Origin of the sequence: Paenibacillus tianjinensis (assembly GCF_017086365.1) — a bacterium.
In the GTDB taxonomy this organism is placed as follows: domain Bacteria; phylum Bacillota; class Bacilli; order Paenibacillales; family Paenibacillaceae; genus Paenibacillus_AQ; species Paenibacillus_AQ tianjinensis.
On sequence record NZ_CP070969.1, the window covers coordinates 3,741,039 to 3,756,285 of the forward strand.

Annotated in this window: 14 protein-coding genes; 3 read left to right on the top strand and 11 right to left on the bottom strand. The window is 48.8% G+C overall.

The features are described from left to right. Positions 1-209 precede the first annotated feature (209 nt). Positions 210-431, top strand: a complete 222-nt coding sequence (locus JRJ22_RS16945; protein WP_206100639.1) for a hypothetical protein — start codon at positions 210-212, stop codon at positions 429-431. A 151-nt stretch (positions 432-582) separates the two neighbouring features. Here the strand turns inward: JRJ22_RS16945 and JRJ22_RS16950 are convergent, their stop codons facing one another. From JRJ22_RS16950 to JRJ22_RS16980, 7 genes are all read right to left on the bottom strand, one after another. Then, positions 583-1,569 (bottom strand): aldo/keto reductase, encoded by a 987-nt coding sequence (locus tag JRJ22_RS16950; RefSeq protein ID WP_206100640.1) that lies wholly within the window; start codon positions 1,567-1,569, stop codon positions 583-585. A gap of 118 nt (positions 1,570-1,687) precedes the next feature. Then, positions 1,688-2,185, bottom strand: a complete 498-nt coding sequence (locus JRJ22_RS16955) for a GNAT family N-acetyltransferase (RefSeq protein ID WP_206100641.1) — start codon at positions 2,183-2,185, stop codon at positions 1,688-1,690. Between the two features lie 74 nt (positions 2,186-2,259). Beyond that, on the bottom strand, positions 2,260-2,901 hold the full coding sequence (locus tag JRJ22_RS16960) for a hypothetical protein (RefSeq protein WP_206100642.1): 642 nt from the start codon (positions 2,899-2,901) through the stop codon (positions 2,260-2,262). A gap of 192 nt (positions 2,902-3,093) precedes the next feature. After that, the gene (locus JRJ22_RS16965; RefSeq protein WP_206100643.1) at positions 3,094-3,885 is read right to left on the bottom strand and encodes a PHP domain-containing protein; all 792 of its coding nucleotides are present in this window, start codon (positions 3,883-3,885) and stop codon (positions 3,094-3,096) included. Between the two features lie 29 nt (positions 3,886-3,914). Then, the gene (locus JRJ22_RS16970) at positions 3,915-4,751 is read right to left on the bottom strand and encodes an energy-coupling factor transporter transmembrane component T family protein (protein WP_332461336.1); all 837 of its coding nucleotides are present in this window, start codon (positions 4,749-4,751) and stop codon (positions 3,915-3,917) included. Then, the gene (locus JRJ22_RS16975) at positions 4,735-6,486 is read right to left on the bottom strand and encodes an ABC transporter ATP-binding protein (protein WP_206100644.1); all 1,752 of its coding nucleotides are present in this window, start codon (positions 6,484-6,486) and stop codon (positions 4,735-4,737) included. Before JRJ22_RS16975 ends, JRJ22_RS16970 begins: the two co-directional genes overlap by 17 nt. Then, positions 6,479-7,363, bottom strand: coding sequence for a DUF8171 family membrane protein (locus JRJ22_RS16980; protein ID WP_206100645.1), 885 nt, complete (start codon positions 7,361-7,363; stop codon positions 6,479-6,481). Before JRJ22_RS16980 ends, JRJ22_RS16975 begins: the two co-directional genes overlap by 8 nt. Before the next feature lie 181 nt (positions 7,364-7,544). On the opposite strand from JRJ22_RS16980, the gene JRJ22_RS16985 reads away from it, so the two are divergent. Continuing rightward, positions 7,545-8,378 (top strand): MurR/RpiR family transcriptional regulator, encoded by an 834-nt coding sequence (locus JRJ22_RS16985; RefSeq protein WP_206100646.1) that lies wholly within the window; start codon positions 7,545-7,547, stop codon positions 8,376-8,378. 101 nt (positions 8,379-8,479) lie between these two features. Here JRJ22_RS16985 and JRJ22_RS16990 read toward each other — a convergent pair whose 3' ends face one another. Next, positions 8,480-9,169: a metal-dependent hydrolase gene (locus JRJ22_RS16990; RefSeq protein WP_206100647.1), complete on the bottom strand. Its 690-nt coding sequence runs from the start codon at positions 9,167-9,169 to the stop codon at positions 8,480-8,482. A 411-nt stretch (positions 9,170-9,580) separates the two neighbouring features. On the opposite strand from JRJ22_RS16990, the gene JRJ22_RS16995 reads away from it, so the two are divergent. Beyond that, positions 9,581-10,366: a PaaX family transcriptional regulator C-terminal domain-containing protein gene (locus JRJ22_RS16995; protein ID WP_206100648.1), complete on the top strand. Its 786-nt coding sequence runs from the start codon at positions 9,581-9,583 to the stop codon at positions 10,364-10,366. A gap of 77 nt (positions 10,367-10,443) precedes the next feature. On the opposite strand, the gene JRJ22_RS17000 is transcribed toward JRJ22_RS16995, so the two are convergent. The 3 genes from JRJ22_RS17000 to JRJ22_RS17010 form a co-directional block, all read right to left on the bottom strand. Continuing rightward, the gene (locus JRJ22_RS17000) at positions 10,444-12,375 is read right to left on the bottom strand and encodes a thioredoxin domain-containing protein (protein ID WP_206100649.1); all 1,932 of its coding nucleotides are present in this window, start codon (positions 12,373-12,375) and stop codon (positions 10,444-10,446) included. A gap of 37 nt (positions 12,376-12,412) precedes the next feature. Beyond that, on the bottom strand, positions 12,413-12,574 hold the full coding sequence (locus JRJ22_RS29470) for a DUF255 domain-containing protein (protein WP_206100650.1): 162 nt from the start codon (positions 12,572-12,574) through the stop codon (positions 12,413-12,415). A 163-nt stretch (positions 12,575-12,737) separates the two neighbouring features. Further along, positions 12,738-15,056, bottom strand: coding sequence for a hypothetical protein (locus tag JRJ22_RS17010; protein WP_206100651.1), 2,319 nt, complete (start codon positions 15,054-15,056; stop codon positions 12,738-12,740). Positions 15,057-15,247 lie beyond the last annotated feature (191 nt).

A 15,247-nucleotide genomic window follows, 5' to 3' on the forward strand; every position in this document is an offset into this window, starting at 1 on the left:
ATAGGCACGGGTACAGGATATCAATAGTACATTTTATAACTTGTCAAAAAATCGTTTTTATGCTTCCACAACTAAAAAAGGTATATTCCCCTTTTTCCCCCTGTTTCATTCGTGTTATACGCTTAATCACCCGGTTTAACTGGTTCTTTCATCACTATCCTTATTGTGATATGGTTGATAAATCAGCATATAGAAATGGAGTGTAACGTGTGGGCAAGAACAGAGTATGGAACAAAGGCAAGCATAACGGCGGGGGTCTGGCGAAGCGGAGCAATCCGGTTAAGAGCTCCGCAGAGGCGGAGACCTCTCCTGCAAACATCCAGCAAGAGTCTAATCCGCGGATCGATACTGTAAAGCCGATGAACCGCAGCAACTGGGTCGTCCGTCCGGCCAGAGTGTCACCGAAAGATAATGAAAACAATAAGCAATAGTGCATAGCGGCAAAGGTTGTCCCGGCATGCCATTAACGGCCAAATGAAGTGACCTTGTGCCGCCGTTGGTCAAACATAGAAGCAGCGCTTCCCCTGTTATGGAGGAGCGCTGCTTTGCGTGTTTCTGTAATGTCCAACGTCTGCCTACGAATTACAGGCTTACACTTTTCATCCCCTGCTCCGGATAGCGGGTTCCGGCAGCCGCCCCCTTCGGAGCCACTTCGTTAATCCGCTGCAGATCTGCTTCACTCAGCCCGATAGCCAGTGCTCCAACATTCTCTTCCAGATACTTCGTCCGCTTGGTGCCGGGAATCGGCACAATATCCTCACCCTGGGCCAGCAGCCAGGCTAACGCCAGCTGGGACGGCTGAACCTCCTGCTCCGCAGCAATCTGTTTGATCCGCTCTACAAGCTCCAGGTTCTTACTGAAATTATCTCCCTGGAAACGCGGAGAATTCCGGCGGTAATCATCCTCTGCCAGGTCCTCGAAGGTCCGGATTTGTCCGGTAAGGAAGCCTCTTCCCAGCGGACTGTACGGCACAAAACCGATACCAAGCTCGCGGCAAACCGGCAGGATTTCATCCTCCACATCCCGGCTCCAGAGCGAATATTCCGTCTGCAGCGCAGACACCGGATGTACACTATGCGCCCGGCGGATCGTTCCTGCTCCGGCTTCAGATAAACCAATGTAGCGGATTTTGCCTGCTTGTACCAAATCCGCCATCGCGCCGACGGTTTCTTCAATCGGTGTGTTCGGATCCACCCTGTGCTGGTAATAGAGGTCAATGTGATCAACACCCAGGCGGCGGAGACTGGCATCGCAGGCAGACTTCACGTATTCCGGCCGCCCGTTGATCCCGAGCATTCTTCCGTCCGCGCTGCGCACGTTGCCAAACTTGGTAGCGATAGTAACATCGTTACGGCGGCCTTTGATTGCTTTGCCGACCAGCTCTTCATTTTTGCCCACACCATACATGTCTGCGGTATCCAGGAAGGTAACGCCCAAATCAAAGGCGCGGTAGATTGTGCGGATCGACTCCTGATCATCCCGCCCGCTGTAGAAATCGGACATGCCCATACACCCAAGTCCAAGCGCAGATACCTTCAGCCCTTCATTGCCTAGAATTCTCGTGTTCATCTTCGTTTCCACCTCTCCTAAAGGGATAATCTATAATTCACTTCTCAAATATTCACAATACTCCGCCAATCCGCAAAAAGCAAAAGGATGACCGGCACTCTGCCGTTCATCCCTGTAACTATCGAAATACGCCATTGGTCAATTCATACAGCAGGCATTTATATTCCATCTTTAGAAATTCAAATGTACTTCCATTTGTATCTTGGATAAAAGTCTCTACATCTTTAAATCCGAATTTGCGATATAACTTTATCGCTCTTAAATTAATCGTTGCAACTGATAATGTGATTTTATCAGGTTTAAATTCTGATTGAATAAAGTTGATACCTGCCCTTAGAAATTCTATCCCATTTCCTTTTCCAGTTAAATCTGGTCTCATCCCTAAACCAATATCAAAGGTTCTGTCGGCAAATTGACTAAAACTCAAAAACGCAACCAATTCATTTTCTTTTGTTACAGCAAACGTTGAGTTTCCTCGTTCTTCTGGGTTTAAAAATTCAGCTAAATCTTCTTCATCAGCTTCCATATCATAAAATGAATATTCGCCATCATAATGCCAGTTAAGCGCAATATTTTCTGCTTGTTCTTGTGTTATTACACTAAATTCATAAGCCATTTTAATTCTCCTTTCATTTTTTAAATATCTTTTATCTCCTTGTTCAACTCCGCTGCCCGTTAACGTAATAAAAGCTAACGATCTAAGCAAAATAACTCTAGCTCTTGAAAAACTTCCTTTGCATCACAGTTGGGATTTAAGATATTGATCATCTCTTCCGTAATGGGAAAATCATCGTAAATTCTTGCAACAACATCTAGTGATGGTGAGCATTCAAAATAATCTATTGCAAATTCAACGAAATCCGCTGGTGTAAGGAATATACAGCCCACTAAAAAATCAGAACCGTCGCTTTCCCCTTTTGGAATATCAACTTTTCCCTTGTGCCAGTTCCTGTCACTGTTTTTACGCCAAATACAAAAAGTCACATCGTCTTTTGCAATTGCATCCTCTTCAAGTAAAGATAATAATTCCTTTGGTACGTCATCATAAATCCCTTGCCATACTTTATGTTCATCTTGCGCATATGGGCTTAATCCAGATTCATGATCGAAGCCCTTTATTATGGCCCCTTCAGGGGAAAACAAAATAATTAGATGGTCACCTGCTCCATTATCTATTTTCGCCATACCAACACCTTCAGCCCAATCTTGAACAAAGCTATGGTAACGAAGCCACTCCTCCTGGCAAAGAATAATATTTAGTGATGCTTGGATTTTCATTAGTTTTTTTAAGATTATTGGATTTGGTAAACGCTCTAACACATCTACTTCCATCAATCCTCACCCTTTCATCTTTCCATCCGTAGCAATTCTCATGGTAAATAAAATGTCTTTTTCAGTCTAGAACTTTATTTGCTTTGGGCACTATGTCTATAAATGCAGTAAGCCGCGGCTTCTCCTGTTAAAGAGAATCGCGGCTTTTTCTAACAATTCAAGCTCTGAAACACCCGAGCCGAGTACACTCTTCTAGGCGCTATACTCTGCCTCCTCATCCCTGGATGGGGCCTCACCCTGCATTTGCTTGAGCAGCTTCTTCATCATGATCGAGCCCTTCACCTTCGTGTGCAGGCAGGGTGAGACTTCGATCGAATATTGTCTCCGGTTTACCGCTGCTCTCAATTCCTCTACAGTGGAGCATTCCAGCTCCAGCCGGTTCACGACACTGCCGTATTGCAGGCATTGGTGGCTGTCACTGCCGGCAATGACAGGAACCCCAAGTCTATGGGCAAACGGCTCAATCAGTGCCCGGTAAGTGTCCACCCCCTGCATATAAATATCTTTAGCATTCATATCAAAAGCGTCCAGCCGGGCCAGCAGCTGCGGATCCAAATGGTGCAGGGGCGTAGTGGTACGGAACGGATGGGCACCGATTTTCCATAATCCGTGGCGGTCCGCAAGATCCAGCAGCTCCTCAAAAGGGATGAATTCCCCTTCCCGGGTATATCCCTCCAGCGCGGAACGGACAGACAGGATGTCCTCCTTCAGTCCGATCAGCAGAATATGGCCGGTCTCGGCGATATCCACTTCCATTCCGGGAAAAATGAGGAGCCCATCCGCCTCATAATAGTGGCCGTTGTAAGGATACAGCCTATCTAGTGTCTCATACATTCCGAAGAAATTCGATGTGTTGAAATGCTCGGTCAGCGCCAGTGCCTGCAGCCCGTTCGCCACAGCCTCGCTGACCATTTCGCGGAAATAGTCTACGGAGAAATCGGATTTTTTCGACAGCTTGCCATGGGTGTGCAGATCTATATTCATAAGTGGATGACACTCCTTAGTTCCTGGGATTAGTAGATTAGATTGGGAAACACGGTTCCCAAAGGAAACAGCAGGCCGACATATACAGCAGAGAAGGCGGCGAACAGCCAGTCTCTGCGCTGCATCTCCAGGTAGGACAGGCGCAGCTTTTTGACCTGCGGATTATTGACCGCATAGGTGTAGCCTCTGGTCTCAAGCGCTTCTACGGTAGTCCGCGAGCGTTTGGCCGTATTCAGCATTAGCGGATAAAAGACCAACACGAGAATCCGCAAATAATAGGCGGCGGTGCGCATGTAGAGGAATCCGTGCTTGAGCGGCCTTTGGCCTCTAAGCCTGAATGAAAGCAGGATCTGATGAAATTCCTCCAGCAGCGTAGGCAGAATGCGGTATCCATAAGACAGGCTGAAGGCAAAGGCATCCGGGACACCGAGTGCGGATAGACCGTCGCTCAGCCGTTCCGGGTCGAGGCTGGAGAAGACGGTAATGCTCGCCAAGGAAATGACGGAGAGCTTCAGCGTAAGCGTCAGCATCGGCAGCAGTGATTCCGCCCCGCCGCCAAAAAAGAGCGACAGCAGAAACATCCAGCCGATCTGGCTGACCAGACCCAGACAGAGGATAAACACAATGTAGGGGCTGACCCGCGAGAGTACCGTAGTTACCACCATAAACACAAACATGCCGAGCAGAATGGTTCGGTTGTACACAAACCATGGGGTAATGGCGAAGAACAAATACCAAATCAGCAGCATACGCGGATCAAGCCTGCCCAGAAAGGTACTGCTACTGTTATAGGCTGTACCCAGCAGCTCCAGCTTGATCTGCTCCACCGATATGCGGTTCAGCGCCCGTTTAACGGCTTCCACCATGAACAAGTTCCTCCTTCCTCCATTCGGACCGGGCCACGAACTCCTCCAGGCTGCAGCAGATCCGCGGCAGCTCCAGCAGCCGGCTCATTTCCATCAGCTGCGTTTCAGCCAGCCCGGCACGCCGCAGCAGCTGCCCGTCGGAGAAGATTTCATCCTTGCCGCCGTCGGCAAGGATCCTTCCTTCGCTCATCACGATAATCCGGCTGGCCCATTCGGCCACCAGCGCCATATCGTGTGTCGCAATGACAACCGTCTCGACATGGCCGCGCAGGGTCTGTAGCACCCGGGTCATCTCCTGCTTCGTTGAAATGTCCAGATTGGCCGTCGGCTCATCCAGCAGCATGATTGCCGGGCGGACGGCAGCACCAATCGCCAGCGACACCCGGCGCTGCTGCCCTCCGCTGAGCAGCCGGGCATCCCGCCCGGCCAGCTCCTGGAGACGGAAGGCCTCCAGCATGGCATCGACTCTTTCGTCCCTATCCTTTAACCCTCTGGCCTTCAGGTAATAAGCAATCTCACCGCGCACCGAATCATCGATGAACATATCCTCGGGGTTCTGGAACACATAAGAAGCAATGCCTGCCAGCCGTTCCGGAGGCAGTCCGTTGACGGTGATTCCCTTGACTTTCACCGTGCCGCCGGTAGGAGCGGTAATTCCGGCAATCAGCTTCATGAGCGAGGATTTGCCGGCCCCGTTATTGCCGATCAGCGCCACACGCTCCCCGGAACGCAGCTCCAGGCTGATGTCGTTCAGTACCGGATGGAGCGTTTTGTGGATCGTCCGGTAAGACAGCCGGATATGCTCCATTTCTACAACCGGCTTCGCCTCAGGGGAAGCAGACTGTAAGTCACTTGTCTGTGGCTGCGGTGATGTTGCCTGAATATCCGCCGGAGACACGCGGCGCGAGAAGCAGTGCCGTCCTTCCTCGCTGCTCAGCGGATAACCTGCTGCAGCCTGCCGGTCCGGCTGCAGCATCCAGGCCGCCCGGGTGACATCGGGCGGATAGATACCTAGGCTCAGCAGCTCCTCAACTGAGCTTAATGCTTCGCGCACCGGCTTCTGCCAGCGCAGCCTCCCCGCATCCATGAGCACCACCGTGCGGCAGTATTCCGCAATGAACTCGGCATGATGCTCGATGACGACAATCGTCTTGCCGTGCTGTTCGTTCAGCCTGCGCAGGATCTCATAGATCTGCCGGGCATGCTGCGGATCAAGCTGGGCTACCGGCTCGTCGATGACGAGAATGTCCGGGTCCATGGCCAGTGCTCCGGCCAGTGCCAGCAGATGCTTCTGCCCTCCGCTAAGCTGCCAGATGAATTCACGGCCCATGCCGTGAAGCCCCGTCAGCTCCAGCGCCCGCATTCCCCGCTCCCGATAATCAGGCAGCCCGTAGTTCAGCGGTGTAAAGCACACATCATCCATCACCGTCGGACGGACCAGCTGATTCTCAAAATCCTGATAGACGTAGCCGATATGCCTGGACAACTCGCTTACGCTTTTGCCCTCCGCAGACTCTCCGAGCAGCATAACCTCCCCCGCGAAATCACCGGTGTAATAATGCGGGATCAGGCCGTTGAAGCATTTGCACAGCGTCGATTTGCCCGAGCCGTTGCTGCCGATGACCGCAACGAAATCCCCTTTCCGCAGGCTGAAGGAAACCTCCTGCAAGACTGGCTGCTCCGCGCCGGGATACGTAAAGGAGATATTCCTCAGTTCCAGTATGGGCTTATCCATCCAGCTGCCCCGCTTCCTGCCGCCTGCGCGAAGCACGGCGCAGGGTGAAGATAATTGCCAGCGCCGCGATCAGTGCGGCAGCCAGCATGCTGATCCAGATCAGCAGGGATTCATTGGATTCCGCTCCCGGCAGTTCAAACTCGCCGATGCTCCAGCCGGATTCCGACAGCAGCTCTGCGCCAAGGGCTACCAGGGCAAGTACAAGTCCGCCGCCCGCGAGCTTCGGAGACAGCCGGTTCCCGCCGCCTGATGCATACTGCATATTCCGTTCACGCGGCTTCATGCCAAGCAAAGGCTCGATTTTGCCGTAGAGACGCGGCACCAGATACATGGTCGGCAGCAGTGCGAACAGAATCCCCGAGAACAGTACATCGTTCAGGAAGCCGACACCCTCGATAATCACAATACTTTCCGCCAGCCCTTTAACCGCTTCAAGCTCCTCCACACCGACCCACACCTTAACTATGTCGATCACGGAGCTGCAGAACTGGTGAATCGCCACCCCGCTGATCGCCGCGATCCCGACCTGCCTGCGGTTCTTCGGATCCGATACCATCCGGCCAGCGATGTACATTGCCATCGAGAAGGTAATGAACTTCTCCAGTTCCCCCAGGCCGCCGAACTGGCCGAGCATCAGCTCACCGAAAATAATTTCTCCGACCGCCGCCCCCACGGCAGCATACAGCGGATGAAACAGCATGCACAGCGTCAGCGGTATGAAGGCAAAATACTCAACCGACAGCTCAACCGGACCCAGCTGTACACTCGGGATCAGCTCCGTAAACATGTTGGACAATCCGTAAAGTGACATGGACAGCACAAAAATCATCATTTTCTGCGACTGGGTAAGGGTATAGCGAGTTTTCAAGGTACTCATTACTTCGTAGCCCCCTTCAGGAATTTAACTTAAGTATAGGGAGAGCATGTCAGGGCAGCTTTTTCCGTTTGTTAAGAGGGTGTAATCTTTTTTCCATGATTTTTAACGCTGTAAAAATATTTACATCACACTGACAGGCTATAGTGAAGAAGCATTTTTATGTTCAGGAGGTCAACCGCCAATGTACAAGGATTGGAACCGCCGGCCATTCTCGCCAAACCAGCGGGTCATTGCTGATTTCATTCAAAAAAACGAGCTGCGGGTCCTCTATATGACCGAGCAGGAAATGGCTGACGAGCTGCATATCAGCATCGCTTCAGTGTCCCGGTTCTGGAAGGCGGCAGGTTACCGGCATGCCAAGGATTTCAAGAACAGCCTCCGCTTCCGCTTCGAATCCACCCCCTCTGAGAAAATGCGCGATGCCATGCAGCGGACCGGCGGCAGCTCTGTTTCGCAAATGCTGCTGGAGGTTGCTTCCCACCACCTGCAGGAAACCAGCCGCTATCTGAATGAAGCGTTGCTGCAGCGCGCAGTGGCCGCATTATCCGGCGCCAAGCATATTTACATCTATAGCCCCGGCCCCTGCGTTGGTCTTGCTGAGCTGATGGCCTACCGGATGGCCAGGTACGGGCTGAGCCTGAAGCGGATGGCGCCAAGCGGCCACGAGCTGATGGAAACCCTGATGCATGCCGGCAAAAAAGATGTCGTGCTGGTGTTCGGTTTTGTCCAGCTTTTGCCGGAAACGGAGGTGATTCTAGACTATGCGCGCGAAGCAGGCTATCTCGTCATCCTGATTACCGACAGGCTGGTCTATCCCCGTTCACAGGACGCCGATATTGTGCTCTACGCGGGGCGCGGCGAGGTGTGGGAATTTCATTCGATGGTCGGACCGACTTATATCATCGAGAACCTGATTCTCGGCGTGGGTCTGCTCAATAAAGACAGCAGTCTGCGCAAGCTCGAGAAGCTTCAGAAGCTGCGGGCACAGTATGGTAGTAAGCTCCCCCGGAGCTGATCACGATTACAGCAAAAAGACGCCTTACGCAGGGCTTCCCGTCCCGTCATAGGCGTCTTTTTATACAATCAGCTATATCTCACCATCCAACTTATGGTCGTTTACAGTTCCAATGACTCTCCATATTCCAGCGCAATTCCTTTAATCCCTTCCTTGCCCAGGGCGTCAACAAAGCTGGCCACATCCTGGCGGATTGGCGGGAAAGTGTTGTAATGAACAGGGAGCACCTGCTTGGCGTTTAGCCATTTAGCAGCAATCAGCGCATGCTCCGGCCCCATCGTGAAATGACCCCCCATCGGGAGAATGGCCAGGTCGATGTTATACAGCTCGCCGAACATTTTCATGTCACTGAACAGCCCGGTGTCGCCCGCATGCAGAACGGTCTTCCCTTCCGCTTCAATAATAAAACCGGCAGGCATGCCGCCGTAAAGGATCTGCTGCTGATCATCCAGGGTAATACCGCTGGTGTGGAACGCATGAATCATCGTCGCCTTAGCGAAGCCGAGATCCACCGTCCCCCCGATGTTCATCCCGATCGTCTGCGCACCCTTCCATCCGATATAGGCAGCCAACTCTACAGTAGCAACCACCGGAACATTATTACTGATCGCAATTAGCGCAGCATCCAGAATATGATCCATATGCGAGTGGGTCAGAAGAACCGCATCCGTCTTGATGTCCTCAGGCTTCGTTACCGCAGCCGGGTTACCGCTAATAAAGGGATCGATAATCAGCGACTTGCCGCCAACCTCAATCTGTACACAGGAATGGCCGTGAAAAATGATCTTCATTCGTTATCTCTCCCTTTCTTCTAAGTAGATTGAACTAGTGATTCTTCTATTTTGGATTAGCCGTGACTCCAGAGAATGTTTGGACTTCCGGCCGCTGTTGTCTTCCAATTTCTTATTTTTAACCGCTTTTAGCAGTAGAAATTTGAAGACAAAGGCGGACGTTACCGCTCCTACAGTTCCAAAATTCCCTTCCGCACTTCTCCAAAACGAGTATTTTCCTGTTCAATCAATATGGACTTACCGTGCAAAGGTATAAAGTTTACGTTACAATGACAGGGTGAGTATTGTGATATCCGTTGCAGTCCTTGAAACATCAATACTGGCCCCTAACAATATACTCATTTTAATCACGTACGTATATTTTTATAATATATTCATCATCACTACCTGTCAAGAGAGGCGTGAGGACTGTTGCTGTCCGTTGAGAAAACCATGCTCTTCCTGCTGTCCCGTGTGGACCAGATGGGCGCCCAGCAATTCGTGGAAATCTACGAACAAAGAGGGTACACCTCTACCTATATCCGAAACAGCTTGTCCCGCCTGAAAAAAGAGGGCTACATCGCCTCACCATCCCGTTCTTTATACCAAATCACGGATAACGGACGCTCCTCCATCAAATCCATTAACAGCAAACCTGCCCGTTATCATCAAAAGTGGGACCACACCTGGGATGTCGTCATGCTGGAAGTGCCTGAGCACGAACGTAAAAAACGCGATGCCTTCCGTACGACGATTCTGCAGCTTGGCTTCGGTCTGCTATATAATAGTGTCTACATCTCTCCGTGGAATTATCGCCAGGAAGTAGCCGGGTATATTCAGAGTCTGGAGCTTACAGGCAATGTCTCGATTATTCGAGGAGAGTTCGCAGAGGGTTCGATCACCCCGGCCAAAGCCTGGACCATCTGGCAGCTCGACAAGGTGGAAGCGGTGTATCAGGACAAATGGAGCTGGTCACAGACGGAGTTCGCGCCCCTTGTAGAGGAGGCTGTCCGCGACGGGCAGGCTTTACGCCTGTTTCTGCTGTATCTGCAAATCGGCGAAGTGCTTAGCGGCTTATTTATGGTTGATCCTTCGCTGCCGGATGAACTGCTGCCTGCGGACTGGTCCGGTAAAACCGTACTCGCAGAGCTTCAGTCGCAATCGCGCAGACTCGCCGAGGCGATTCCCCGTGATTCCTTCTATGCGCTGTTCACTTGAGCATTTCTATACCAGTTATCTCCATACACAAGATAAAAAGGGGCAGCCTATCTCAGGCTGTCCCTTCTATATATATTCTAGTCTTGCCGCATCCCCGTAGCCAGCAGCTCCTTAACAGCTTCGAGACTGCTAAGCGGCGCACGGCAGGCAAAATTCCGGCATTCATACGCCGTTGCCCGGCCATCCACCGCCGGTTTATCGGCCAGATGCGGCAGCAGATGATGCAAAACATCCCCCTCACTGCCGGACCAGTTGACAATCAGCGAGGCATCCGGCAGGTAAGACTGCTGAACCTGAGCCAGCATTCCATGCAGCGCCGGATCCTCCGGCTTCCCGGACAGCACCCATTCACGGCCGCCGGAGATCAGCGCCAGATGTGCCTGCAGATACATCGCGTAACCCGGCGGATATTCTGCTGCCGCAGAGGCCAGTACCTGAGCGGTTCGTTCAGCAACAGCCTTCAGCTCCACATCCTGCGAGATCACCGACAGCTTCAGCAGCTGCTTCGCCGCCACCGAATTCCCGGACGGAAGCGCTCCGTCATACAATTCCTTGGAGCGGATCGGCAGCTCTTCACCGTCACGGCCGGTGAAGAAGAAGCCGCCGCCTTCCTCATCGATGAACAGCGCAAGCAGCCCATCCTTAAGCTGCAAAGCCCGCTCCAGGTGCACGGCTTGACCTGTAGCTTCATAGAGCTCGGTCAATCCCCAGATCATAAAGGCATAATCGTCCACATATGCCGGAATCGCCGATTCCCCGTCACGGTAGCGGGCCAGCAGCCGACCATCCTCACGGCGGCGGAGGTTGTCCCAGATGAAGTCTGCCGCCGCTACCGCTGCTCTGGCATACTCCGGTTTCTGGAGCGCTTTGGCCCCTTTGGCCAGCGCCGCGATCATCAGGCCGTTCCAGGAGGTCAGCACTTTATCATCCTTGGACGGATGAATCCGCTGTTCCCGGTAAGCGAATAGCTTCTCACGCCATTCCTCCATCCGCGTCTTCAGGCCAAGCGGATTCATACCCGTACGTTCAGCCATATCCTCCGGCAGCTCTTGCAGCAGATTCGGAATATTGGCTCCCTCAAAGTTGCCTTCCGGTGTAATTCCGTACACATGGCAGTAGGAATGCATATCCTCCAGACCCAGCGCTTCCTCAATCTGTTCGCGGGTGAAGACATAGAACTTCCCTTCCACCCCTTCAGAATCTGCATCCTCCGCTGAGTAAAATGCACCCTCGGGTGAAGTCATATCCCGCCGTACATACGTAAAGATCTGCTCGGCAATCTCCGCATACAGCGGCTTCCCGGTAATCTGGTAGGCCTCCAGATAGGCGATGGTCAGCAGCGCGTTATCATAGAGCATTTTCTCAAAATGCGGCACCAGCCACTCCCGGTCTGTGGAGTATCGGGAGAACCCGAACCCTACGTGGTCATACATCCCGCCACGGTACATCGCATCCAGCGTTTTCTCCACCATCCGCAGCGCTTCCGGCTGCTGGTAAGCTTGGCTGTACGCCAGCAGGAACGACAGATTATGCGGTGAAGGGAACTTCGGCGCATTGCCGAACCCGCCGTATTCCTCGTCGAACTGGCGTCTGTACAGCTCATAGGCTTCATGCAGCAGCTCTTCGCCCGGTACAGCACCGCCGCTTGCACCGGCAAGCTGCGCATTATTGCGGTCCAGCGACTGGAGATCTGCCAGCAGCTCGTCACCGAGCTTACTCAGCGCATCGCCATCCTGCTCCCACTTCTTATGAATCTGCTCCAGCACATCCATCAGCCCGATTCGCCCGAACATCTGCCGTTTCGGAAAATACGTCCCCGCATAAAACGGCTTCTTGTCCGGCGTCAGCAGCACCGTCAGCGGCCACCCGCCGCTCCCGGTCAGCGCCTGACACACCGACATATACAGCGCATCAATATCCGGCCGCTCCTCGCGGTCGACCTTGATCGCAATGTAGTTATCATTAAGCAGCTGCGCGACCTCTGCATCTTCGAAGGATTCGCGCTCCATTACGTGACACCAATGACATGTACGTGTGAATCAACAACTAGCTATACCCAATAGAAAGGAAGACAGGCTTGTTGTCGCGCTTCGCGACTTCAAAAGCCTCGTCCGACCAAGGGAACCAGTTCACCGGATTATGTGCGTGTTGCAGCAAGTACGGTGACTTTTCCTTGGCTAATCTATTGGGTACTTTTTGAGTTGTCATGGGGCATCACCTCGTTTCGTGTTGGATTTGGGTAAAGTTATGCTTAGGGTTAGTTTACCCAAAAAGGTGGGGTAAGGCACAAATTTATCAGTCGCATGATTAGTCACTAAGCATTTACTTAATAATATTCCTGAAAAATCTAACGAGCTGATGTAGAATTATCTTATTGTTGTCTTATCCATTCTTCATATGATTCGATATCCAGATGAATATTCTGCGTTGCAGCGCATAATCCTTTAATATCGTGCACCCATCTGTAATTTTTAGCTTTTTCTTGATATGCTCCACCTAGGTTTTCCCATGCAAAAGTCGGATGAAATTCTGAATATAGTTCAATTCCAGTCAAAATCAATACATCAGAATTTAAGCGTCTCTCTTTTCTCTCGCGACGTAATTCATATATCATTTCACTTATCAATAGCTTCTCATTATCATTTAGTTTAGGTTTCATTGTTGAAAACACTATAATTGCTTTAGGAAATTCTCTAGCAAGTTCTCTCATTCTAGATATATCATTTTTTTCAAATAAATTATGAGTTTTACATTCGCAGAATAAAAGATCTGATCTAGACTTATCATCAAACTTATTCATTTTAAAGTGCAGGGCTAGATCAAACTCTATTTTTTTGTTATTTTTTGATGCAGTAGAACTTAATAATGTTGTAGTTGTCCCATCAAGTATCTGAGCGAAAAATCGGTATGTTAGCAACACACAATATACTCCATAAGCACTATTTGGCAAGCTAAAGGGACCGAACGATTTGTAGGCCCACTTAATTAGCTTGGTATTATAGGAAGGCATTTCATATTCACTTAAGCACTTCCCACAGTTCAAAGAATAATTATTTTTATCCAATGAATCCCAATTATAATGAGTACATACAGGACATTGGGTTCGAATACCCAGTTTTATCATCTTTGTTTTTAACAGTGTATTAATAAATCCATCTGCATATTTCTTCGCATTTCCATCCATTATTATATTTATTTCTTTTCTGAATTCTTCGTCAGTAATCCAATCTCTTTTGCTTATATTCAGTAACAATTGAACTAATTTTTCCTGTGAAATAATAGATAAATGTTGGGGTCCACCCAAATGTCTCATCATCTGTTCAGCAATTCGTCCAGAATTAGATAATGCTGTTTCCCATCCATTTAATTGCATCCAGTATCCAAATGTATCCTTTGCATTTGGAATAGAGAACCTAATAGTATCAGTATAATCACAAAAATAAGACAAACCTCTCCTTGAAATTTTCCAATTATTTATCTCAGTGTTATTTAATATCCGAATTAATTTATTATCACCCTCAGGTATAATTTCACTAAGTAGCTCCGTTTGGTTATATACACTCCAATTTAGTTCATTTACATACATTGGTTTAAAAGAATCTATGTGAAAATCAGGTCTCAGCACCTTAATTTCAAGTCTTTTTTCTCCTTGAATACTAATTCTTTCAGATCTGCTTGTTATCTCGCAACAAATTGCATCATCAGAAAAAAGCACATCTTCTATCCATAATCTTGGAAACCATTCTCTTATAACATAACTATGGTTATAACCCTCTTTTTGCTTCAAGAAACTAATTTGTTTTAAAAACATACTTAGCTCTTCTTCACTTGTTTGTCTACTCTTTTGTATCGTTGTATTATGATAAATTTCGGAATTCGACTTCAATGGAAAAAAGCTAGATTCAATGAAATGTTGTACTATTTCCAAGCTGGATTCGTTTATGAATATTTGTTTTGGCACTGGGAGAATATTTAACCCAAGGGCACGAAGATTCCAAAAATCGATAATATCGACTGGACTACTAGCATCCATAAAAAAAATATAGCTACAGTGGTGATCGTTTCGTCTAGATATATTAAGAAACTTTGATGTGATTCTTCGTAGAAACAAAATATCTGGTTCTAAGTATTCTGTAAAATTCTCCAAAGAACAAGGAGCCTTTTTAACATTATAAAGCTCTACAAATGATCTCAAGTAATTATCATTTAATTGAGCCTGAAGAGAACCAAATACGCTTGATAAGAAAAGTTCAAATTCTCCTTGAAAAATCGGATGAACAATTTGAAGCTGTTCCCTTCTTTGGTACTTTAATTCTTGTTCACAAAATACATCTAGTATATGAAAAACGCTTGTACCATAATTTTTATTATTTTCAATGTTTTCTAAATCCATTATAGACTCAATACTAATTAATTTCTCATGCAGGTAAGTCTCACTAAGATCAACTTTAGAAAGATTAACTATGTAGTCTGGATCAAAATTAAAAACATACCCCTCAATCATTTCCATGTCAGTTGACGATATTTTGCCGTTTCCATCTGAGAATGCAGGAATTATTGGATTATATGTACCTCCCCACAAATACGAATTAATATAAATAGCTGTTTCCAATGATTGTGTGTCATATGGTTCAATGATTATTGCAAACTTTAATGGTCTAAGCTTAACAGACAAGGTACCGTTAATCATTGCATCTGCCTCTTTTCAATTTCATTAATTTCTTCGAGAAATTATAATGCTACCGATTTAAAGCGCATTGCCTCAAAGTAAATGTTTTCTATACAAAATCACGTTTATCTTTGATATATTCATTTTGTGCTTTCCAACCATTAAATTTTCATTGAATAAATTGCCATAATGAATAAAAAATTTTTCTTTTG